Here is a 23,808-nt window from a genome sequence, read left to right as displayed (position 1 = left end):
CTAGTCTCGGCCCTTTCTATTCTTAGAATTTACAATAAAACGCGATAAACTCACCAAATCAGATGAGGCCCCATTAAGACCTACCACAACTTTTGTTTCAGGTGCTTCAGGAACGTGAACAGGTACACCTACTTCAGTACCAATCCGATCCGCTAAGCCAGATAGTCTTGCCGTACCGCCAGTAAGCCATATGCCATGTTGCATAATATCAGCCACGATTTCTGGTGCCGTAGCACGAATCATTTGCTTAACCTCATCCAAGAGTCCTATCAAACATCCATTTACAACTTGGTACACTTCAGATTGATGAATCACACAACGTCTACCTAAGCCGTTCATCATATCGCGCCCCTGAAAGGCATACTCTGCATCCTCTAAAGGAGCGATAGCTGTACCTAATGTATGCTTAATATCTAATATGGTCTCATCAGATACGATAACGCCAAAACACTCACGCACATAGCGCAATAAGGCATTATTAATATCAGAACCACCAAAACGAATTGTTTTGCTATCTACGATACCACCTAAAGAAACAATCCCCATATCAATAGTGCCACCACCGATGTCAATAACCATAGATCCTTGCGCTTCAAAGATAGGCACACCACAACCAATAGCAGCCGCCACAGGTCGTTCAATGAGGAATACCTCTCGAGCACCAGCTTGAATAACAGCATCCATCATAGCTCGTTGCTCAACATCGGTCATGCCACAAGGAACCCCTACGACAACGCGGGCTCGACGCAACGCATTAGACACCTTATTAAGAAAGTAGCTAAGCATAGTATGCATAACACGATAGTCAACGATAAATCCATCCTTTAAAGGCGTTAACGGACGCCACATATCGGGCATGCGCAATACGAGGCGCGCCGCTTCATCACCAACGGCTACTACTTTTTCTTGTTTTGTATCAGTTGCTATAATCGATGGTTCGCTTATAACAGTCCCTCGCGTCCCCCCCATGAGGCGCGTTTGTATGGAACCAATATCTATACTTACATCTTTTCCTAGAGTAGGTAAAATGGAACTCATAGTAATTTCTCCTTCATTACATCATCATTCCATTTTACCATATATAACGCGACTTTTTCCATTGATATCAGTACCTTTCCTTTTGTTAAAAGCACTGATAATGCATAATCCCTGTACTCATAAGTCATACATAAAAATTACATAACTTCATACATATAATCTCATACACAATAAAGAAAAGCACTCATTTATAGGAACTTACCCATGCGTCAAAATTAGGTATAGTTCAAAATGAGTGCTTTTAATAATCTTACTTGGTTTTGTTCAGTTTATTTAGGCTCAGCTCAATTTACCAATTTCGCTGAGGCTCGTAAATTCATTATCCCCTATAACAATATGATCGAGTACAGGAATCCCCATAAATTGACCAGCACTAACAAACATTTTCGTTAGCCGTATATCTTCATCACTTGGTCTACTATCACCTGACGGGTGGTTATGGATTAGAATAATCGCCGCCGCATTGCATGCTATAGCTTTTTTAAATACTGCTCTTTGCTCTACAAGGCTTGATACCAATCCACCATTAGAGATATGTTCCAACTGAATAAGCTTATTTCGAGATGTTAGCATGGCAGCCCACACATGTTCCACATCTTCGTGCCGCAGTCGTTCCATCACATATTGAGCTATTACAAAAGGTTGCGAAAAATCTTCATAAGTCTCTTTAATCTTAAGCTCCCCTAGACGCCTACCCATTTCAAGTGCTGCGCATAGCGTCACTGCTTTATCTCTACCAATACCCTTGATTTTGGTTAGATTATCTACGGTCATTCGGTTAAGACCATATACGCCATCATCAAAGGATTGTACGATATCACTTGCCAAAGAAATCGCAGATTGCCCCTTTACCCCTGTACGCAATAAAATAGCCAACAACTCCTCCATTGCCATATGTGAAGGGCCTAAGGCGAGAAATTTTTCTCGCGGGCGCTGGAATGGTAGCATATCTTTTACACTTACTGTTGGTACTTCCATAGAATCTCTCCATTCAAATAGATAACACCATTTGTAAATCAAACAATAAACACATCTACTCTCTTAAAAATTATTCAGCACAGCACAGCACAGCACAGCACAGCACAGCACAGCACAGCACAGCACAGCACAGCACAGCACAGCCAATTATATCACTATCTGTCTAATACGCTAGTACTATTTTGCCCCTAACGCCTTGCACAGTTCCTCGTATACATGTTCAACTGGTAACCCTACCACATTAGTATAAGAGCCCTCTATTTTATCTACCCATAATGCACCTTTTCCTTGGATGCCATAAGCTCCAGCCTTATCCATCGGTTCCCCACTAGCAATATAAGACTCGATTTCAAAGGGTACTAATTGTTTAAAATATACTTTTGTTTCATTGTGAAAAACTATCTCCTCCCCTTTGATGAGTAACGCGACTCCAGTGATTACAGAATGTGCTCTACCCGATAAATGCTCCAACATATGGCGTGCATCGGATTTATCATGTGGCTTTCCTAATACTTTATTATCAAGGACAACAATAGTATCTGCGCCTAACACAATACTTCCGTCAGGAACACCTACAGCACAACGAGCCTTACCTAATGCTTGGGCTTTCACCATTTCAATAGGGTTGTCGTAACCCTCATTAGATTCCTCATAAGTACTGGATACAACAGTATGATCAATCCCAACCTGTGTTAATAATTCAGTTCTACGTGGTGATTGACTCGCCAAATATAATCCAGCCATATACGCTCCTTCGCATTAAAAAACTTGTACATAAAATTCTTGGTATAACCAAACTATCCTGCCTATCCCCCAAAACTTACCATCCCTTACATAGTTGTTCCTTTATCTTCTTTAGAAGAAATTAATCTTTCATAATATTCTTGTACATCTTCCCCATGTTTTACCGCATCAGCTCGCACCGCCGCATAAAATACGATATCCGCTTGAGGCACACGAATACGGCCAGGCACATGCTCTTCTAACATTTCAAAGAATCTATCGTCGGCTTTCAACAACAAACGGCCATTTTTAACTTTATTTCCATCTACAATAGAATACACAAGAGACCAAATCGGGCGCGGGTCAGAGGTAGAACATTTTCTATATTTATAGCGGTATTTAATATTTGTCAACAACTCACGTTCAAACTTGAACACCCCATCAATCATGTTATAATCTACTTCAAAATGACGATTTCTAAAGATAGAGTGCTCTTCAATCACAAGCTTTGTATCTGTCAAAATATATGTATATCGACTAACAGCCTGTTTAACCATAACAATGATGGCCATGATTTCAATAAAATACTCAGCTAATAAAACCGTATGTAATTGAATACTGCGATACGTTGTATAAGCTGCTGCACACAACAATAAAATCACAAAAAATACTACCAATAACTCTGCACTTCTGGTGCGCTGAGATTTTTCTTCATATAATACTGTCATGCTTTACCCCTTTTAAAGAAATCACTAATTAATAACTATACATCCTATTATAAGATATTCTATGCATAAAAACTACAAAAACCCCGTCTATATCCGAGATATAGACGGGGTTTTATGACTCTATTAGTCACTCAGTTCAGATGCGAACTATATTATTTTTTCAACGCTGCTGTAATACGTTGAGTATCACGAGCAATCATGATTTCTTCGTTTGTAGGAATTACGAAGATTTTAACCTTAGAGCCTTCAACACTAATTTCTTGTTCTTTACCACGAACATTATTGCGTTCAGAATCAATACGAGTACCTAAATATTCCAAACCGTTACAGATTGCATCACGGTTACCAATACCGTTTTCACCAATACCAGCAGTAAAGATGATAGCATCTACACCGCCCATAACAGCAGCAAAGGCACCTATTACACGGCGAACTTTGTAATGGAACATATTCAATGCCAATTGTGCGCGTTTATTGCCATTAGCAGCAGCTTCTTCAATCACACGGAAGTCATTGGATACACCAGAAATTCCTAATACACCGGATTCTTTATTCATAACTCTATCGATTTCTTCATAGGTCATACCTGTTTTTTCCATCAAGAATGGAACGATAGCAGGGTCAATATCACCTGTACGCGTACCCATGATCAAACCGGACAATGGAGTGAAGCCCATTGTAGTATCGATGGAGCGACCACCTTTAATAGCAGCCACAGAGGAACCATTACCCAAGTGGCATGTGATGATACGAAGATCAGTCATATGTTTACCCATTAATTCTGCACAACGTTGTGCTACATATTTATGGGATGTACCATGGAAGCCGTAACGACGAATACCGTAATCTTCATAATAAGAGTAAGGAAGCGCATACATATATGCTTCTTTTGGCATAGTTTGATGGAATGCAGTATCAAATACAGCAACCTGAGGTACATTCGGCATAATAGCTTCACAAGCTTCAATACCTTGAATGTTTGGTGGGTTATGCAATGGTGCAAGAGAAGCACATTCTTCCAATGCTTCCATAACTGCTGGAGTAATCAATACAGAATCAGCAAATTTTTCACCGCCGTGTACTACACGGTGACCTACAGCATCGATTTCATCCATAGAAGAAATAACACCAAATTCAGCATCAACTAAAATATCTAGCAAAATGCGAAGCGCTTCTTTATGGTTCAAAATTGGTTCAACCCGTTCTAATTTATCTGCATTAGGACGTTTGTGAGTGAAGATAGCATCTTGATCACCAATCTTTTCAAAAAGGCCTTTTGCCAATTCTGTTTCAGTTGTCATATCAAGTAATTGATATTTCAAAGAAGAACTACCGCAGTTAACTACTAATACGTTCATCGATTAACCCTCTTTCTGTTGTGTAACTTGAATCTTGTTTTGAATTTCTTTGCTGATATCAGCACCTACCTGATCCTTTTCAGGATATTGGTAGATTATATTCCACAATACGCCATGATCTAAGAATACGTATTGAGAAAAGCTAAATGTTTGCCCTTGTGTTGTATATGTCACATCAAGCTTCTTTGCAGATGTACCTTGTAAAGCTACAGATTCTTCCTTGATGGTTGCGCCCATCTTCGTGAATTCAGACTTGCTGCGATTTAAAAACTCATCAACCGTAGGCAATGGTTTATTGTCACCAGCACGCAATGCTTCAACTTCAATCACCATATGTTCTGTAACGGAACCATAAATATCAATTGGATACCCATCATCAGTCATATTTTTTGTACTTTTACCCATTTCATAAGGCAAGGCAATGGTAATTTCAGATTGACCAACACGGATAACTTGATGGCCAAAACTATATGTATCCATTACATTTGTAGAGCCACATCCCGCCATTGCTAGCAGCACAGCACCGAGCAGAGTCCCTTGTAATGTACGTTTCCAATTTTGTTTCATCATATACCTCACATCAATTCAGCATTTACAGTTAATTATAGCCTATAGTGTCAAGAAAATCTATACTAAACTTAATATTTACACATAACATCATTTCTATAAACAAGCCTTTTATATGGATATCATGAAATGTAGTTTACAGCATTTCTTCACTTTGTTACACTAACAATAATGAAAGGAGTCACTATGAAAACAATCGGTATTATCTGTGAATACAATCCATTTCACAATGGACATGCTCATCAATTACATACCTTAGCACAAGAGCATCCTGAAGCGCTGCGCATTTGTATCATGAGTGGTTCCTTTGTACAACGAGGAGAACCTGCTATTTTTTCTAAATTTGACCGTGCTCGTTGGGCTATTCTCGGTGGTGCAGACATCGTTATCGAGCTACCTACACTCTATTCTTTGGGTAGTGCACAACTGTTTGGAACAGGTGCTATTCGCATGGTAAAAGCTTTACATATCGATGCACTCTCCTTTGGTTCTGAAACGGCTGATCTAGATACACTCGTTGATATAGCTAAACGTATGGATTGTGAAAGTACTCAAACAGTATTACGGACCTATATTAACGAAGGCATGTCCTATGGCTCTGCCTTCCGTAAAGCCCTTAATACAGAGATGCTCAACACCCCTAATGCACTGTTAGGACTTGAATATATTCGGGCAGGACTTACCTATTATCCTTCCTTAAAATATATACCAATCTTACGCACATCAGATCATCACGAAGCGAATATTACAAAAGATTTCCCTTCTGGTACAGCATTACGTAAACTTATAACAGAAATGGCTACAGGTAGTAACAATTGTAATAAAAATAGTATCTACACTTCTACAGATATAGATACAACGACAAGTACAAGTACAAATTCAAATTCAACTGCAACTACATTAACAAAATTAAATGCACTAAATAGTAAAATAGAATTACAACTTCAGTCAATCGTTCCTAAAACTATTGCAGACGATATGACTAATATAATTTCTAATGGTACTTATGTAAACTATAACCGCTACTATGACATGGTCCATACCTTAAGTCGTCGTACTTCAACTAAGGAGCTAGAAAGCTTTGGAGAGTTCAACGAAGGCATTGAACACTTATGGTCCAAAGCGGCCCAACAACCTACGTGGAACTTGGCTATGAAGCAAATAAAATCAAAGCGCTATACCTATGCCCGTTTACAACGAATGGGAGCCTATCTCACCTTAGGAATCCAAAAAGATTTACTACAAAGTGCTATACAGGAAGCGCCACAATATGCTCGCTTGCTAGCCTTCAACGATAGAGGTCGTCAATGGCTTCGAAATGATTTTGAAATACCACTTATTCAAAAATGGGCCAAAGCACCTAATGAATTAAATACGTTGGGACAAACGATGCATCAAATCGATACATTAGCTACAGATATACAGGCCTTATGCTTACATAATGAAGTTAAACGAATGGGTCATATGGACTACACCTATACGCCACAATACATAAAATAAGCAGAACTACGATCTGGTAGAAACATTCTGCACATAAATATAAGAGTCAAATAATTTTATTTTATTAAGTTAATCATCTTATTATATGATAATACTCAAAAAGAAGAAGGGGTTACAATACAGATTATTCCTGTATTGTAACCCCTTCTTCACCATCCAGATCAGCGACGGCAACGCGTACACTTTCAAGATGTGATGTAGGAATATTTTTACCTACATAGTCCGCTCGTATAGGCAATTCACGATGACCACGATCGACGAGGACGGCCAATTGAATAGATCTTGGTCTGCCAGCCGTCATTAATGCATTTAAAGCAGCACGGATGGTACGGCCAGTATACAAAACATCATCTACAAGAATAATTGTCTTTTCCGTTGTATCAATCGTACACGGTTCCCCCTCTTTAGGACGAGCATCACGATCATCACGATACACTGCAACATTCAAAGACTCACAATCAATATGAATACCTTCTATACGCTCAATTTCCGCTTGTAAACGTTTTGCCAAAATGACACCACGCCGTTCAATACCTACAATTAACGCATTAGATAAACCTTTATTGCGTTCTAAAATTTCATGACTAATACGACGAATAGCACGCATTATAGCGTCTTGATCCATTAGTAAGCGTTTCTTTTCCATATATACGCCCTTACAGCATAAGATTATTCTATGCCCCTATATCCAAATAAGTAGTAAAAATAAGTACCTAAACAATCAATGTAAACATTTAGACTATTTTCGTTTATCTTCACGGTAGGTCTTAGCAAATTCTAAGCACGCCTCAAAGTCAGCTGGTACCGGTGCTTCAAAGTGCATTTCTTCACCTGTAATAGGGTGTTTAACATCTAACGATTTAGAATGTAATGCTTGCCCTTCTATAGGGAAATCCATACGTCTATATCCATAAAATGGGTCATTAACAACAGGATGTCCAATATGAGCAAAGTGAACACGAATTTGATGGGTTCTGCCAGTCTCCAAATTACATTCAACCAATGTTTGATGACCATAACGCTCCAATACTTTAAAATGTGTTACTGCATCTTTACTGTTTTCAAAGACAACAGCCATTTTCATGCGGTCTTTTGGATGGCGTCCAATAGGCGCCTTTATGGCCCCTTTTTCTTCTACAATATTGCCTTGTACTAGCGCCCAGTACGTACGTCTTGCAGAATGTGCTTTTACTTGCTCTGCTAGGCCAATGTGCGCTGCATCATTTTTTGCCACCATCATAACACCAGACGTATCTTTATCTAAGCGATGCACAATACCTGGTCTAATTTCACCATTAATGCCTGATAGGTCCTTACAATGGAATAATAGAGCATTTACAAGGGTTCCAGAATAATTCCCTACTGCAGGATGTACCACCATGCCACGAGGTTTATTAACAATAACAATATCGTGATCTTCGTATAAATAATCTATAGGGATATCCTCAGGTTTAACCTCAATCGATTCGGGCTCTGGGATTTCTACATGAATGACAGTATCAGGTGTAAGCCGAAGATTAGCCTTCCCTACTTTATCACCTACTGTAACATGACCACCTTTAATTAGACTCTGAATATAGCTACGAGATCCTTCCATCTGTTCAGTTAAAAATACATCTAGTCTCATGCCTTCTTGCTCAGCACTTACAATATATTCATTCATCCTCTATTCCTCTTTGAGTCAAGTATAAGATATATATTTATTGACGAATCAAGTCAATGATTTATAAAGGGCCCAAATAATGAAAGCTATTCATGGTCCTCTTTCAATGAAAACAAATAAAATACAACAAAAGCTACACCTATACAAATACCAATATCTGCCACATTAAAAATAGGCCATACACGAAAATCAAAAAAGTCCACTACACCATGAATCATGTATCGGTCAATGCCATTACCAATTGCACCTGCGACTAATAAGGCGGATCCGATTTGCAAAGTCCAATGGCCCTTAGCTAATCGCTTCCAATAAAAAGCACAAACAGCTAATAGAACAAAAGCTACTAGTAAGAAAAACCATCGTTGATTCGCTAACATGCCAAAGGCTGCACCGCGATTAATAATATAGGTAAGATGAAATACATTAGGAATAACAGGTAAAGATTCACCTAACAAAAAATGATTCATTACATAATATTTAGTTAATTGGTCCAATAATAACCAAATGATGAGTACTGTATAAAACAAGATTAACTCCCTTACTATAATATAATTCTTAATAGTCCTATTATACTAAGTTACGCAAATTTAGGCAAAATAAAAAGCCCCTCAATGAGGGGCGTGTTTTATTTGTGATTACTCAGCGGAAATTACAGAAACTGGGCAAACGGATTCGCAAGAACCGCAATCGATGCAAGCATCGCCAATTTCGTATTTAGTTTCGCCTTCAGTAATGCAGGAAACTGGGCAAACAGATGCGCAAGAACCACATTTAATGCAACCATCAGCAATAACTCTCATAATTAGGACCTCCATCAAAATATAGATCAGAACTTTTTATTATCATTTAGAAAGGCACTTGCCTCAACTTATGTTCTCATTATCACACAGTTCAAATTGAAAGTCAAATGAAAATGATAAAAAATTATATAATATTTTGCATAATAATTGTTCCTTTTTATCATAAAAAGCCTATATTTATATGAATTTTGATATTTCTTTTCATTTATGTAATTGAGTTTAATAATCAATAATTGAGAATACACTAATTATCATTTCAATTAAAATACGTACTACTATACTAGGAATTCAATTATCAATATTTATTATCATTGATTTTTATTACTCAATCAAATTAGAATAATTAAATCCACGTAGCATATTTTTATAAAACTAATTCAATACTATATTTATTGATTCGCCGAGTGCGACTTTAACAAAAAATAATCCAAAAAAAGAGGTCGAACCTTATGATTCGACCTCTTATATGCGCTTATAGTAGAGTAACCTATCCCCTATTATTTACCAGGGAAGAATGGCCATACCATTGGAATAATAATTAAACTTACTACGAAGCAAACTAAAATCAATGGAACACCAGCTTTTACATAGTCCATAAATCTATATTGACCAGGACCAAGTACTAATGTATTTGGAGGTGTACCTACAGGTGTACCAAATGCACAAGATGCAGCAACACCGATAGCCATCAATACAGCATGAGGGTCAGCACCCATACCTTGAGCAATAGAGATACCGATAGGAGCCAACAATGCACAAGATGCAGTGTTAGACATGAATTGAGTCATAACACAAGATAAAATGAACAATACTGCTGTTGCAAAGTAAGGGCTAGGGTTAGAACCCATAACACCGATTACTGCATCAGCAATCATTTTACCAGCACCAGATTGATCAAGTGCTGTTGCTACTGGCATCATACCAGCGAATAAGAAGATTGTTACCCAGTCAATAGATGTGTAAGCTTGTTTTTCATTCAAACAGCCAGTTAAAACGCAAAGCATTGCGCCAATAACGGCAACCATACTCAACGGTAAGTTGATACCATAGTCCTTAAGCACGTCACCTAAAATCATAGCAATGATAACGCCTAAAAGAATAAGACCAGAAAACAATTGTTTCTTAGGATCATTAGAAATATCTTCAGCCGCTACTTCTTGTTCTACATCACCAGCATCAGTGATTTCATGTTTAGGCAATAAATGTTTACCAACGAGCATCATGAATACGATAGTAGCAACAGTCAAAGGAATACCAATCCAAGCAAATTCAAAGAAACCAAATGGTTCAATGCCAAATTTAGTCAATGTACCACTTACAATGATATTAGGTGGTGTACCAACCATTGTAATGATACCACCGATACCTGCAGCGAATGCTAAAGGCATCAATTGACGAGATGCAGGAATCTTAGCAACAGCACAGATACCAACAACTACAGGAAGTAACGCAGCTGTTGTACCAGTGTTAGATAAAAATGCGGACATGGTAGCTGTTACAAGCATAATCGCAAGCATCAAGCCATTTTCGCTAGTCCCTGCATGAGATACTACGGTTTCCCCAATTTTTTGAGCCAAACCAGTATAGAATAATGCAGCACCAACAACGAACATGCCTGCAAACAACACAACTGTACTATCAGATAAACCAGAGAATACAACCTTAGGAGTAATAATACCCATAAGGCCTAATGTAATTGCGCCGCCTAAAGAAGTAATAGCTAGAGGAATAATTTCCGTAACGAATAAAACAGCCATGACTGCAAGGACGATTAAGGTTTGTTCTGCAGTACCCATACATCATCATCTCCCTTCAGAGAAATGCACTGACATAATTATAAAAGATATAAAATATAACCTACGATACCAATGGCAGAGGCCATTATAAAAGTAATCCCATATCCCTCTCTTGTTTTAGGATACCCAAATAATAAAGTTTCACCAAGAAAACCTCGGCGGTTAAACCAAGAATATTTAGTTCTCTGCTGAAACCATTTGGCTTTGCCTTCAGTACCGATAATCAGTGCAGTAATAAAAAAAACAATAAATGCCCAGACAAAACAAATCAGTATTTTTAATTCAATTGATAACAAGTGACCACCTCTACTATATTTAAAGCACTAGAAGGTTATTCTGTGAAATCTTGCTAATCACCTAATGACCGATCTGAAAAGCATTTATTGCAAATATTCCCTTTTTATGTATGATTACATAATGACCAAGGGCTTTTTGATTCACCAATAGGTGTACCTATTTAGGTACACCTGGGTGAATAATTATTAAATCATTAGTGGTTGGACAACATAGCAAGCATTGTACCTGCAGCTACTGCTGTACCAATAACGCCAGCTACGTTAGGTCCCATAGCATGCATGAGCAAGAAGTTAGCTGGGTTAGCTTTCGCACCTACTACTTGAGATACGCGAGCTGCCATTGGAACCGCAGATACACCGGCAGAACCAATAAGTGGATTTGTTTTACCACCATCTACTAAGTTCATCAATTTACCGAACAATACGCCACCAGCTGTACCGCAAATAAATGCGAATAAGCCTAAAAGAATAATTTTGATGGTTTCTAAGCTTAAGAAGTGTTCCGCACTCATTGTCAAACCAGTACCAGTTGCTAAGAAAATTGTAACTGTATTGATCAATGCGTTTTGAGAAGTATCGGATAAACGATCAGTTACGCCAGATTCACGGAACAAGTTACCTAACATCAACATACCTAAAAGGGATGTAATGGAAGGAAGCAATAAGGAAATGAAGATCGTTGCAACGATTGGGAACACGATTTTTTCAAAACGTGTTACTTCGCGCAATTGTTCCATAACGATTTCACGTTCTTTTTGAGTAGTGAAGAGTTTCATTACAGGTGGTTGAATCAACGGTACCAAGGACATATAGGAATATGCGGCAACCGCGATAGCACCTAATAAATGAGGAGCTAGCTTAGTAGCTAAGTAAATGGATGTAGGGCCATCAGCACCACCGATGATACCAATAGCAGCCGCTTCTTGAGCTGTAAAGCCAAGCATCATTGCGCCACCTAAGGCAGCAAATACACCGATTTGAGCAGCAGCCCCTAAAAGCAATGTTTTAGGATTAGCAATGAGTGGACCAAAGTCAGTCATTGCACCTACACCAAGGAAAATTAAAGGTGGGAAGATTTCTTGGGAGATACCTGCACTAATAAGCGCCATAACGCCTTCTTCGAAACCGTTACGAGGAATATTGGCAAGTAAACAACCAAACGCAATCGGACCCAACAATAATGGTTCGAACTCACGAGCAAATGCTAAATACAATAGGATCAAACCTACAAGAATCATAATAGCATTGCCTGTTGTAAATGCGAGGAACCCGCTATCGTTAATAACAGATTGTATCGCAACAGCAAAAGCCTCCATATGCGTTCCCCTTTCACAAATATAAAATTGTTAGATGACGTGGCGCAGCCACGTCATACAACACTTGGTATTAGCCAAGAACAACCATGTCATCGCCAGTGGATACAGTTTGGTTAGCAGATACGCGAACTTCGGAAACTACAGCATCATGAGGAGCTGCGATTTCATTTTGCATTTTCATAGCTTCAAGAATCAACAAAGTTTCGCCTTTTTTAACTGCTTGACCAGCAGATACTGCTACAGATAAGATTTTACCAGGCATTGGAGCTTTTACAGTTTCAGCACCTGCTGGAACTGGAGCTGCTGCTGCAGCTGGAGCTGGTGCTGGTGCAGGAGCTGCTTTAGGAGCTGGAGCTGCTGCTGGAGCTGCTTTAGGAGCTGCTGCAGGAGCCGCTGCTTTCACTTCATTAACTTCTACATCATATGCTGTACCATTTACTGTAACGTTGAATTTTTTCATCTTAAATTCCTCCAAAATGTGTAGTTTCTACACAAAACTTATAAATATTTTTACACATATAAATTGAGTAATCCCATGGATTATCAAATTAGCCAATTATCTTATCGATTACCACGCAAACGGCCTTCCATTTTCCAATTGTAGCTTACGATTGGACGGATATGCGCGATTTGATCAGCGGAATAACCCATTGCCGCTAATGCACCAACGATTACTGCTACTACATCTTGAGATGGAGCTTTACCGTTAGTTGTTGTAGCATTGCTCATTACAAATGCCTCCTAAAAATATTTTAACCTCTACCGCTTAAGCGACCTTCCAAGCGCCATTTAGCACTGGTTGCTGTAGGTCGAATAGATGCAATTTGTTCAGATGAGTACCCCATCGCCACAATGGCACCTACGATAGCTGCTACTACTTCATCCTCATTTTGAGCAGATGCATTTGCTGGAGCTACAGGAATAGCTGTTGGAGTAGCAACAGGAGCAGTTGCTGCTGGTGCTTCTTTTTTCTTCTTAGTAGGATCGATTAAATGTACGATTTCCATAAGAATACCTAAAGCTATCAATACAGCAAATACAACTGTCATATTAATCGCCATGATTAACCAAGGATTGGTAGTAACTGCTTGTCCTTCCATAATCATTCCCCTTTCTAAAAAAGTAGTAAAGAAAGGTATCTCCCAAATTCGATGATATGTTTACCGAATCGAATTATAATGGAATATTACCATGTTTCTTTGGAGCACGGTTTTCGCGTTTACTTGCAAGCATTGCCAAAGCGTTGATAACTGCTGGACGAGTTTGTTTAGGTTCGATTACAACATCTACGAAGCCACGTTCTGCAGCTTTGTAAGGAGTCGCAAACTCTTCTACATATTTAGCTGTTTTAGCATCTTTATCTTCGTCTTTCTTGAAGATAATATTAGCTGCACCAGCAGGACCCATTACAGCGATTTCGGATGTAGGCCAAGCATATACTTGGTCTGCGCCTAAATCTTGGGAACACATAGCGAGGTAGGAACCGCCATATGCTTTACGAGTGATAACAGTAATTTTTGGTACTGTAGCTTCAGAGTAAGCATATAACATTTTAGCACCATGACGAATGATACCGCCCCATTCTTGATTTGTGCCAGGCAAGAAACCAGGAACGTCAACGAAGTTAACGATTGGAATATTGAAAGCATCACAGAAACGGATGAAACGGGAAGATTTGTCAGAAGCGTTAATGTCCAAGCAACCAGCCATTACTTTTGGTTGGTTAGCAATGATACCAACGGATTGACCATCAAAACGAGCGAAGCAAGTAATGATATTAGTAGCATAGAATGGTTGTACTTCATAGTATTCGCCATTATCTACAGTAGCTGCGATAACATCTTTCATGTCGTAAGGCATGTTACTGTTATCTGGCAACAAGCTATTCAAGCTTTCATCCTCACGAGTTGGATCGTCACCAGTATCTACCAATGGAGCATCTTCCATATTATTGGATGGCAAGAAGCCTAATAAGTAACGAATTTGAGCGATACAATCATCTTCATTTTCAGCTGCAAAGTGAGCAACACCAGACACGGAGTTGTGAGCCATTGCACCACCAAGATCTTCAGCTGTTACTTCTTCACCAGTTACAGATTTGATTACTGCAGGACCAGTGATGAACATTTGAGAAGTATTTTTAACCATGTAGATGAAGTCAGTCAATGCTGGAGAATATACAGCACCGCCCGCACATGGGCCCATGATTACGGAAATTTGTGGAATAACACCAGATGCATTTGTATTTTCAAAGAAAATTTTACCGTAACCAGCAAGGGCATCTACTGCTTCTTGAATACGAGCACCGCCAGAATCGTTAATACCAACAATAGGAGCACCCATTTTCATTGCTAAACGTTGTACTTTAACGATTTTAGCAGCATGCATTTCACCAAGAGAACCACCTTCTACAGTGAAATCTTGTGCGAATGCATATACTAAACGACCGTCGATAGTACCATAACCTGTTACTACACCTTCGCCTGGTAATTCTTTCTTTTCTTGACCGAAGTTAACACAACGATGTTTAACAAATTGATCAAGTTCAACGAAGGAATTATCATCGAACAATTTAGCCAAGCGTTCGCGAGCAGTCATTTTACCTTGAGCATGTTGTTTCTCAACGCGTTTTTCGCCGCCACCAGCTTTAACTTTAGCTAGTTTTTCGTGCAATAACTCGATTTTTTCCTGCACTGTTGCCATTATAGCACCTCCAAATAAAACTTGTTACAGTATCATTTTATTTCATAAATGAATAAAGTTCAAGAAGCATACATATTTAATATATAACATAGAATTATATGTATATGTATATGTATATCTACAACTCATATATAATGATGTGAATTGGATACTGTATTATTTCATACGTTGACATAATTCAAGCAATACACCACCAGTTGCTTTTGGATGTAAGAAAGCAATTGAGGAACCGCCTGCACCATAACGAGGTTTTTCGTCAATCATACGAACGCCTTTAGCCATCAAATCAGCAATAGCATTTTCAATATTGTCAACGCGCAATGCAACGTGTTGGATACCATCACGACCTCCATTTTTTTCGATAAATTTACCGATAGGGCCATCTGGAGTTGTAGTTTCTAAGAATTCAAGTTCAGCATCACCACAAGGGAAGAAGGATACTTTTACCTTTTGTTCTTCTACGATTTCGTCTTCAGGAAGATGTTCAATGCCTAATGCATTTTTATAGAATTCTTTAGTTGCTGCTAAATCATTAACACCAATACCGATGTGATCCACTTGTAATACTTTAAAAGCCATTTTGATTATCTCCTTTTCAAGGCTAAATCTCTAATGCTACGTAGTCGCCGTCTACTTTAGCACGCTTGTCATTACGCCATTAACAACTGTATATGGATCGCTTTCGCGTTCATTAACAGCTGCCACTTGGCTATTAAATTCGTCGCTTGTAACAATTTTATCAGCTACATAACGACCAATTTGTTCATTAATCATTGCGATGATTTCATCACGAGTACGTTCTGCCCGACGAGATTCCAATTCACCAGAATCTTCAAGATACTCAAAATGTTCATCTAAAGCGTCGATAAGCTCATCTACGCCTTGGTCTTTACTAGCAATTGTGCGCTTAATTGGTGGGCGCCATTTTACTTCACGAGAATCTAGGTCAAGCATCATTTCAATTTCTACATTCAAACGATCGCAACCATCTCGGTCAGCTTTGTTGATAGCAAATACATCGCCAATTTCAAGAATACCCGCCTTGATAGCTTGGATATCATCACCGAGACCAGGAACCAGTACAACCAATGTAGTATCAGCATTTTTTACAATATCTACTTCAGATTGACCTACGCCTACAGTTTCAATGATTACTAAATCCATGCCAAAGGCATCCATGAGTTTTACAACGTCTGCAGTCTTTTTAGATAATCCACCAAGACTACCACGCGTGCCCATGCTTCGAATGAACACATTTTCATTTAATGTTAAATCATTCATTCGAATACGGTCCCCCAAGATAGCACCACCAGAGAATGGGCTAGTTGGGTCGATGGCAACGATACCGATTTTTTTACCTTGATCTAAATAATGTTTAACTACTTTATCAGTCAAAGTACTTTTACCAGCACCAGGGGCCCCTGTAATACCGAGAATACGTGCATTCCCCGTTTTAGGGTAAATGGCCTTCATAATATCGATGGCATTATCATACTCGTTTTCTACAGCCGTTATGGACCGTGCTAAGGCTAGTCTAGAACCTTCAAAAAGGCCTTTAACTAAATCCATTCGCCTCACCACCTATCTTCGAATATGGGAATAGAGGGGAGCCAATTATTTGAGTTGCACCCCTCTTTGCCCTAAGCAATTATTTTACGTTTTCTTTAATAAAGTTAACGATATCGCTAGTTGGTGTGCCAGGTGTGAATACTGCTGCTACGCCAGCTTTTTTCAAGCCAGGAATATCAGCATCAGGAATAACGCCACCACCGATTACAAGAACATCCCCCATGCCTTTTTCTTTCAAAAGTTCAACAATTTTAGGGAACAATGTATTGTGAGCACCGGAAAGAAGAGATAATGCAACTACATTAACGTCTTCAGAAAGTGCTGCTTCAACGATTTGTTCTGGTGTTTGACGAAGACCAGTGTAGATTACTTCGAAACCAGCATCGCGAAGTGCGCGTGCTACTACTTTTGCACCACGGTCATGACCATCAAGACCTGGTTTTGCTACAATTACTCTAATACGTTTTTCTGCCATGATATATTACCTCCGAAATCAGCCGATATTATAATGTGGAATGAGCTTCGTATTCACCGAATACTTCGCGCAATACATTACAAATTTCACCCAAAGTAGCATATGTTTTAACTGCTGCAAGAATTAATGGCATCAAGTTAACAGATTCGTCAGCTGCGCCAGCTTTCAAATCAGCTAAGGCTTTATCAACTGCGGCTTGATCGCGGTTAGCACGAACTGCTTGAGTTTTCTTAGATTGGTTAACACCTACGGAAGCATCTACGCGAAGTAAGTCTTTTGGAGCTTCTTCTTCGACTTGGAATTTATTTACGCCAACGATTGTGCGCAAGCCAGATTCAACTTCCATTTGCCATTTGTAAGCGGATTCTTGAATTTCTTTTTGGATGTAGCCTTTTTCGATTGCTACTACAGCGCCGCCCATTTCATCAATTTTTTTGATGTATGCCATAGCTTCGTCATAGATAGCATTAGTCATAGCTTCAACATAGTAAGAGCCGCCCAATGGGTCAACTACGTCAGCCAAACCAGATTCGTAAGCCACGATTTGTTGAGTACGAAGAGCTACTTGTACAGATGCTTCTGTAGGAAGAGCCAAAGCTTCGTCACGGGAGTTTGTATGTAAGGATTGAGTACCGCCCATTACAGCAGCTGCAGTTTGAAGAGCAACACGAACGATGTTGTTATCAACTTGTTGTGCAGTCAACATGGAGCCCGCTGTTTGAGTATGTACACGAAGCATCATGGATTTTGGTTTTTTAGCACCAAAACGTTCTTTCATGATTGTTGCCCATAAGCGACGAGATGCGCGGAATTTAGCAACTTCTTCAAGTACATTATTATGAGCATTCCAGAAGAAGGAAAGACGACCAGCAAATGTATCAACATCAAGACCAGCTTTCAAAGCTGCTTCTACATATGCGATACCATCAGCAATTGTAAATGCGATTTCTTGTGCTGCTGTGGAACCTGCTTCACGGATGTGGTAACCGGAGATAGAAATTGTATTCCATTTTGGAACGTATTGAGAACAATATTCGAAGATATTAGTGATCAAACGCATAGATGGTTTTGGAGGGAAAATGTAAGTACCACGAGCTGCATATTCTTTCAAAATATCATTTTGAATAGTACCTTTCAATTCTGTGGAAGGTACACCTTGTTTTTCAGCTACTGCGATATACATTGCCAACAAAACGGATGCTGGAGCGTTGATTGTCATGGAAGTGGATACTTTGCCAAGGTCGATGCCGTCGAACAAGATTTCCATATCTGCCAAAGAGTCAATCGCTACACCTACTTTACCAACTTCGCCTTCAGCCATAACATCATCAGAGTCATAACCGATTTGAGTTGGCAAGTCGAATGCACAAGAAAGACCTGTTGCACCAGATTCGATTAGGTAGCGGTAACGTTTGTTAGATTCTTCAGCTGTAGCGAAACCTGCATACATACGCATTGTCCAGAAACGACCACGGTACATAGTAGGTTGTACGCCACGAGTATAAGGGAATTCGCCAGGCATTCCCAAATCGCGTTCATAGTCAAAGCCTTCAATATCAACTGGTGTATACACACGGTTGTATTTTAAGTTTTGACGTTCTGGAGTTTTTGCGCATTTTTCGTCACAAAGTTTGTTGTACTCAGCAATTTGGGCTTTTAAGTTTTCGTAAGCCATGTTTTCATCATCCTCCTAAAAAAACAGGTTATTTTTTCATGCTTCCAGTTTCTGTGAAGCGTTTATGCCAAGAAAGAGCTTCATCAAGCAACATTGGTGTATGGGCATTCTTTGTTGCAACTAATGCTTTTTCTAGGTATTCAGTTAACATAGGTTTGTAGTCTGGGTGAGCACATTTTTCAATAATCAAACGAGCTCTTTCCACTGGGCTCAAACCACGACAGTCAGCAACACCTTGTTCTGTACAGAAAATCATAGTGTCATGTTCTGGATGATCCACATGGGATACATATGGAACGATAGAACTGATGTCGCCATTTTTAGCAACGGAGTTAGTACAGAAGATAGTGAGATATGCACTACGTGCAAAATCACCAGAACCACCAACACCATTCATCATTTTGCTACCCATAATATGAGTAGAGTTTACATTGCCAAAAATATCAAATTCGATAGCGGTATTCATGGCAATGACACCAATACGACGGGCAATACCAGGGTTATTGGAAATTTCTTGCGGACGAAGAATAATTTTTTTACGATATTCATCAATATTCGCATAGAAACGTTTCAACCCATCTGGAGAAGGACTCAATGCAGTACCAGAACATACAGTTACTTTACCAGCATCGATCAAGTCAAACATACCGTCTTGGATTACTTCTGTATAAATAGATAAATCTGTGAATGGCCCTTTAGCAAGACCACTGATTACCGCATTTGCAACGGAACCTACACCAGATTGCAATGGAAGCAAGTTTTTAGGCAAACGACCTTCTGCAATTTCTTGTTCGAAGAATTTAATAAGGTGTTGACTCATTGCCTTTGCATCATCATCAATAGGCGCTAAAGGTCTTGTTGTATCAGGAACATCACAAGGTACTACTGCAACAATTTTACTTGGGTCACAAGGAATTGCTTCAGTACCAATACGATCACCAGGTGTTTCCAATGGAATTGGTTTACGATGTGGTGGATCGAGTGGTTCATAGATATCATGCATACCTACCAAGGAAAGTGGTTGAGATACATTTACTTCTACGATAACCTTTTTAGCTTGGCTAACAAATGTTGGAGAGTTCCCAACAGATGTAGTTGGAACAATGGAGCCGTCTTCGTTAATTTGTGCAGCTTCGATAATCGCTACATCTAAATCACCAAAGAAGCCATATCGAACATTTTGTGCCATTGTGCTTAAATGCATATCGATGTATTTAACAGCACCGCTATTTAAAGCTTTACGTGTATCCCCATTTGTTTGATATGGGAAACGACGATTGATACCGTTAGCACGAGTTAACGCACCATCAGCTTCATCACCTACGGAAGCACCTGTCCACAAATCAATTTTGAATGGTTCTTTTTCCATTCTTTCTGCCAATGCCAATGGTACTGCCTTTGCATAACCCGATGGTGTAAAGCCGGAAATACCAACTTTATCATTAGGGTTAATCAACTGGGCTGCATCATAAGCAGTGACAATTTTACCTTGCAGGTCCACATTTTTTACGCGGTCTTTGATGTCTATCACCATAACCATCTCCTTTAAGAGTAACATTGTTAAACGACAATTGAATCTCTTTGGTCTAATACGTTCCTTAAACCGACTTCATCGTAGTCCACATCCAATGTATTGTCAACTTATATGACTAAAATGTATTTTTTATCACACTCTACCCGTGCATTATGACTAAAACGCATGGATTTTTACATTTTTACATAAGTTTTATTCACACCGATATAACTCACAGGAATTATTAATTTAATAGTATATATTGTTGTTTTTTTATGTATATCGAACTATCCCAATACAACATATAGAGTCTTCTCAATATAATAAAAAAATATAATATATACAAAAACAGACCGCTACAACTCCTATAAAGATATAGATATACAAAAAACCGATTTTCAAATGCGAGCAATAATGTTCAATTATTCTAACATTAGAAAACCGGTTAAATATACTTGATCTTACCCTGCTAAGGTATGTATAAATTATACCATACTATGAAATTGTATCGCTACAATAAAACTTACTAATTATACAAAGTATACCTTTTACATAGGGGCCTTTGTGGAAAGTTGTACTTTCACAAAGGCCCCAACCCAACCAAGGAGCTGCCAAAAAACAATAGCAACTTGATGGCTATAGAGCTCAAAATCAGACAATCCACTAAAAAGAACTCCGATAGCTAAAGCACCTATACCTATCTGTGCAGCTTGTCGGAACATATCTCCTTTCAAACGAACAGATGTAATAACATGACCGACGATAACTGCTAGGAATGATAGTAAGCCAGGAATACCTGTTTCAGCCAGTATATTTAAATATAAATTATGGGCATGATACATTAATACATTAGGACCTTGAATATAATAGTTATACTCTGGATAAACCAAGTAGAATGTATTCCACCCAATACCAAAGATTGGATTTTCTCGTACGATATACATTGTGCTATCCCATAGAGCCCAGCGAAGATCTGATGATGTATCATGTCCTTGGAATATAGACCAAAGTCGTGAAGCAACCTCACCTTCATAGAAATATAGAATTAACGGTACCACTAACAAAGATAAGAACAGTCTTCGTTCTACAAAAATAGCCCAATACAGAATCATGGCCGCAAAACTAATCCAAATACCACGAGAATAGGTTAATAACATTGTTAAAAATAATGCAACACCAATGATCAGCATTGTAAGGACTTCACGTGTACGATTCTCTTTCATATAAACAAGAATATAGCTAATACATACACTTAGTACCATCAATAGATAGGCCCCTAACAAATTAGGATTTTGCAATGTAGACGCCATTCGACGCATCAATTTAGGAAATTGTGCTGCATCTACCCATTCTTTTATATGTATATTAGGAACAAATATATACTGATAGGCCCCGATTATGCATACAAGAAGGGCTGTACCTAAAAAGGCACGAAGAAAATAGTTCCACTGTTTAGGTGTTCGAATATAGGTACGAACTAAATAGTACATGCCCCCACCCGCCACAATTTGGTAGAACCAACTCTGAATAGACCAATCCCAGTTTGGTGACATTAACGACGATATACCTGTCCAGATAACAAAGATCATAACAGTCCAAGATAGATAACCGGTCGGCAGACTCAATGATTTACTAGAAATTAAATCATATAATGCTAGACCTATGGCCAACCAGAGAAGTACATCTCCCACCATTGGCTGAAGTGGCATCGCAATGACAACACCATAGATTAATCGTTCAATATAAAAGGTAATTCGTTTCTGATTAGGAATGAGTGAGAGCTCCATAATCTCACCTCAATGACTCATCTCATGGAAAAACCACTGACGAGCATCCCCTAGAATATATAAAGAACCACATACAGCAATGATATCACCATTCTTTGTATGTTTGTATGCTAAGGCTAACGCAGCCTCAACAGATTCTGCAGTTTGAGCCGTCACCTTAGGCACAGTACGGCGAATCACTTCAACCAAGCTCTCAGGTACCTCTGTTCTATCTGTTGGTGCAGGTACAACGAGGACTGTGTCGCCAGATTTAACCACTTCACGAATAATAGCCTCTTGGTCTTTATCTTTAAGGATAGCCATTACCACCGTTTTCGGTGTGTCCTTAAATAGTTCATTGTACGTCATGGCAAAAGACTCAGCCCCTGCCGCATTGTGAGCACCGTCAAATATAAAGGTACGATCTAAGCCTCGTTTAACTTCAAAGCGCCCCGCCCACGTAGTGCGGGCAAATCCTTCACGCATTGTTTCTTCACTGATGTTCGTATCCTCTTTCATCAACAGGCGTACGGCCATCAATGCACAAGCGAGGTTTACAGATTGATGAATGCCAGCCATCGTCGTAAACAACATAGCAGGTGCAGCATTGTTAGAACTAACCGTAATCATTTGACCACCCGTTACAGCGCTGCGGCTATCAATACCAAAATCTTTATTAAAAACATAAAGCTTGGCATGTCGTTTTTTAGCTACGTCCTCAATGATATTAAGAGGTGTATCTTGTGCAGCTGTCACTACAGGCACCTTAGGTTTAATAATCCCCGCTTTATGGCGTGCAATTTCCTCGACAGTATCACCACAATATGCTTGATGATCTATTGTTACATTAGTAATAACAGATACTTTTGGAGTCACGATATTAGTAGAATCTAGTAAGCCCCCTAAACCAACTTCTACTACGGCATAGTCTACACCTTGCTCCTTAAAGAATAAAAATGCGGCAGCTGTTAATATTTCAAATTGTGTTGGCGCTTCTATTCCATTGTTAATAATAGTATCTACGGCAACCTTTACGCGACTAATTAATGTCCCAAAGGCTTCCTCTGTTATATTTCCATCATTAATTTGAATACGCTCCGTATAGGATTGAAGGTGAGGCGATGTAAATCGCCCCACCCGTAATCCACTTGTAAACAGTGCGTAGGAAATATATGAGGTAACCGAGCCCTTACCATTTGTACCTGTAACATGAACAATTTTATAATCTTCTTGTGGATTCCCTAACACATCCATAAGAGCCGTAATTCGTTCAAGGCCAGGTTTAATACCAAATGAAGATGCCTGCTCCAAATAGGCTAAGGCCTCCTGATTTGTCATATAAAC

25 protein-coding genes are annotated in these 23,808 nt (G+C 39.0%); 1 reads left to right on the top strand and 24 read right to left on the bottom strand.

The window, feature by feature from the left end; all coding sequences use genetic code 11:
* The 6 genes from DWV85_RS00735 to DWV85_RS00710 form a co-directional block, all read right to left on the bottom strand.
* A complete protein-coding gene (locus tag DWV85_RS00735; RefSeq protein ID WP_123137814.1) occupies positions 1 to 1,038 on the bottom strand; it encodes a rod shape-determining protein in 1,038 nt (345 codons plus the stop codon).
* 279 nt (positions 1,039 to 1,317) lie between these two features.
* Positions 1,318 to 2,016: a DNA repair protein RadC gene (gene radC / locus DWV85_RS00730; protein ID WP_004696456.1), complete on the bottom strand. Its 699-nt coding sequence runs from the start codon at positions 2,014 to 2,016 to the stop codon at positions 1,318 to 1,320.
* Positions 2,017 to 2,193: 177 nt separating this feature from the next.
* Positions 2,194 to 2,760 (bottom strand): Maf family protein, encoded by a 567-nt coding sequence (locus tag DWV85_RS00725; protein ID WP_060919200.1) that lies wholly within the window; start codon positions 2,758 to 2,760, stop codon positions 2,194 to 2,196.
* Positions 2,761 to 2,846: 86 nt separating this feature from the next.
* Positions 2,847 to 3,467 carry a hypothetical protein gene (locus tag DWV85_RS00720; protein WP_123137813.1) on the bottom strand — a complete coding sequence of 207 codons (621 nt, stop codon included), beginning with the start codon at positions 3,465 to 3,467 and terminating at the stop codon, positions 2,847 to 2,849.
* Positions 3,468 to 3,619: 152 nt separating this feature from the next.
* Entirely contained in the window at positions 3,620 to 4,825 is a 1,206-nt protein-coding gene (locus DWV85_RS00715; protein ID WP_021148357.1) for an acetate kinase, read from the bottom strand.
* Positions 4,826 to 4,828: 3 nt separating this feature from the next.
* Positions 4,829 to 5,392, bottom strand: a complete 564-nt coding sequence (locus tag DWV85_RS00710; RefSeq protein WP_077708578.1) for a hypothetical protein — start codon at positions 5,390 to 5,392, stop codon at positions 4,829 to 4,831.
* Between the two features lie 186 nt (positions 5,393 to 5,578).
* On the opposite strand from DWV85_RS00710, the gene DWV85_RS00705 reads away from it, so the two are divergent.
* Positions 5,579 to 6,892 (top strand): nucleotidyltransferase family protein, encoded by a 1,314-nt coding sequence (locus tag DWV85_RS00705; RefSeq protein WP_123137812.1) that lies wholly within the window; start codon positions 5,579 to 5,581, stop codon positions 6,890 to 6,892.
* A gap of 124 nt (positions 6,893 to 7,016) precedes the next feature.
* On the opposite strand, the gene pyrR is transcribed toward DWV85_RS00705, so the two are convergent.
* The 18 genes from pyrR to DWV85_RS00620 all read right to left on the bottom strand — a co-directional run bounded on the left by pyrR (position 7,017) and on the right by DWV85_RS00620 (position 23,802).
* Positions 7,017 to 7,538, bottom strand: a complete 522-nt coding sequence (gene pyrR, locus DWV85_RS00700) for a bifunctional pyr operon transcriptional regulator/uracil phosphoribosyltransferase PyrR (RefSeq protein WP_004696466.1) — start codon at positions 7,536 to 7,538, stop codon at positions 7,017 to 7,019.
* A 93-nt stretch (positions 7,539 to 7,631) separates the two neighbouring features.
* Positions 7,632 to 8,555: an RluA family pseudouridine synthase gene (locus DWV85_RS00695; protein ID WP_060919205.1), complete on the bottom strand. Its 924-nt coding sequence runs from the start codon at positions 8,553 to 8,555 to the stop codon at positions 7,632 to 7,634.
* 86 nt (positions 8,556 to 8,641) lie between these two features.
* Positions 8,642 to 9,085 carry a signal peptidase II gene (lspA, locus tag DWV85_RS00690; RefSeq protein WP_287507655.1) on the bottom strand — a complete coding sequence of 148 codons (444 nt, stop codon included), beginning with the start codon at positions 9,083 to 9,085 and terminating at the stop codon, positions 8,642 to 8,644.
* 105 nt (positions 9,086 to 9,190) lie between these two features.
* Positions 9,191 to 9,355, bottom strand: coding sequence for a 4Fe-4S binding protein (locus DWV85_RS00685; RefSeq protein ID WP_004696472.1), 165 nt, complete (start codon positions 9,353 to 9,355; stop codon positions 9,191 to 9,193).
* A 497-nt stretch (positions 9,356 to 9,852) separates the two neighbouring features.
* Positions 9,853 to 11,151, bottom strand: a complete 1,299-nt coding sequence (locus tag DWV85_RS00680) for an SLC13 family permease (RefSeq protein WP_004698729.1) — start codon at positions 11,149 to 11,151, stop codon at positions 9,853 to 9,855.
* Between the two features lie 38 nt (positions 11,152 to 11,189).
* Positions 11,190 to 11,447, bottom strand: a complete 258-nt coding sequence (locus DWV85_RS00675; protein ID WP_060919206.1) for a hypothetical protein — start codon at positions 11,445 to 11,447, stop codon at positions 11,190 to 11,192.
* Positions 11,448 to 11,641: 194 nt separating this feature from the next.
* The gene (locus DWV85_RS00670) at positions 11,642 to 12,763 is read right to left on the bottom strand and encodes a sodium ion-translocating decarboxylase subunit beta (protein WP_004698752.1); all 1,122 of its coding nucleotides are present in this window, start codon (positions 12,761 to 12,763) and stop codon (positions 11,642 to 11,644) included.
* A 70-nt stretch (positions 12,764 to 12,833) separates the two neighbouring features.
* Positions 12,834 to 13,223, bottom strand: coding sequence for a biotin/lipoyl-containing protein (locus tag DWV85_RS00665; RefSeq protein ID WP_004696481.1), 390 nt, complete (start codon positions 13,221 to 13,223; stop codon positions 12,834 to 12,836).
* Between the two features lie 101 nt (positions 13,224 to 13,324).
* Positions 13,325 to 13,492 carry a hypothetical protein gene (locus DWV85_RS09310; RefSeq protein WP_004696483.1) on the bottom strand — a complete coding sequence of 56 codons (168 nt, stop codon included), beginning with the start codon at positions 13,490 to 13,492 and terminating at the stop codon, positions 13,325 to 13,327.
* 23 nt (positions 13,493 to 13,515) lie between these two features.
* A complete protein-coding gene (locus DWV85_RS00660) occupies positions 13,516 to 13,863 on the bottom strand; it encodes an OadG family protein (protein ID WP_060919207.1) in 348 nt (115 codons plus the stop codon).
* Positions 13,864 to 13,936: 73 nt separating this feature from the next.
* Entirely contained in the window at positions 13,937 to 15,466 is a 1,530-nt protein-coding gene (gene mmdA / locus DWV85_RS00655) for a methylmalonyl-CoA decarboxylase subunit alpha (RefSeq protein WP_004696486.1), read from the bottom strand.
* Positions 15,467 to 15,622: 156 nt separating this feature from the next.
* A complete protein-coding gene (gene mce, locus DWV85_RS00650; RefSeq protein ID WP_004696488.1) occupies positions 15,623 to 16,045 on the bottom strand; it encodes a methylmalonyl-CoA epimerase in 423 nt (140 codons plus the stop codon).
* A gap of 51 nt (positions 16,046 to 16,096) precedes the next feature.
* Positions 16,097 to 17,035 carry a methylmalonyl Co-A mutase-associated GTPase MeaB gene (gene meaB, locus DWV85_RS00645; RefSeq protein WP_004696489.1) on the bottom strand — a complete coding sequence of 313 codons (939 nt, stop codon included), beginning with the start codon at positions 17,033 to 17,035 and terminating at the stop codon, positions 16,097 to 16,099.
* A 79-nt stretch (positions 17,036 to 17,114) separates the two neighbouring features.
* Complete coding sequence (locus tag DWV85_RS00640) at positions 17,115 to 17,510, bottom strand: cobalamin B12-binding domain-containing protein (protein WP_004696492.1); 396 nt, start codon at positions 17,508 to 17,510, stop codon at positions 17,115 to 17,117.
* Between the two features lie 28 nt (positions 17,511 to 17,538).
* Entirely contained in the window at positions 17,539 to 19,185 is a 1,647-nt protein-coding gene (locus DWV85_RS00635) for a methylmalonyl-CoA mutase family protein (RefSeq protein ID WP_004698747.1), read from the bottom strand.
* 28 nt (positions 19,186 to 19,213) lie between these two features.
* Complete coding sequence (locus DWV85_RS00630; protein ID WP_123137811.1) at positions 19,214 to 20,719, bottom strand: acetyl-CoA hydrolase/transferase family protein; 1,506 nt, start codon at positions 20,717 to 20,719, stop codon at positions 19,214 to 19,216.
* 527 nt (positions 20,720 to 21,246) lie between these two features.
* On the bottom strand, positions 21,247 to 22,485 hold the full coding sequence (locus tag DWV85_RS00625) for an O-antigen ligase family protein (protein WP_123137810.1): 1,239 nt from the start codon (positions 22,483 to 22,485) through the stop codon (positions 21,247 to 21,249).
* Positions 22,486 to 22,494: 9 nt separating this feature from the next.
* Positions 22,495 to 23,802, bottom strand: coding sequence for a folylpolyglutamate synthase/dihydrofolate synthase family protein (locus tag DWV85_RS00620; protein WP_123137809.1), 1,308 nt, complete (start codon positions 23,800 to 23,802; stop codon positions 22,495 to 22,497).
* Between the last annotated feature and the right edge of the window lie 6 nt (positions 23,803 to 23,808).

It is taken from the genome of Veillonella sp. AF13-2 (assembly GCF_003603295.1).
Lineage (GTDB): Bacteria > Bacillota > Negativicutes > Veillonellales > Veillonellaceae > Veillonella > Veillonella parvula_E.
Note: the sequence above shows the minus strand (reverse complement) of the source record. Positions and strands in the feature narration are given on the sequence as shown.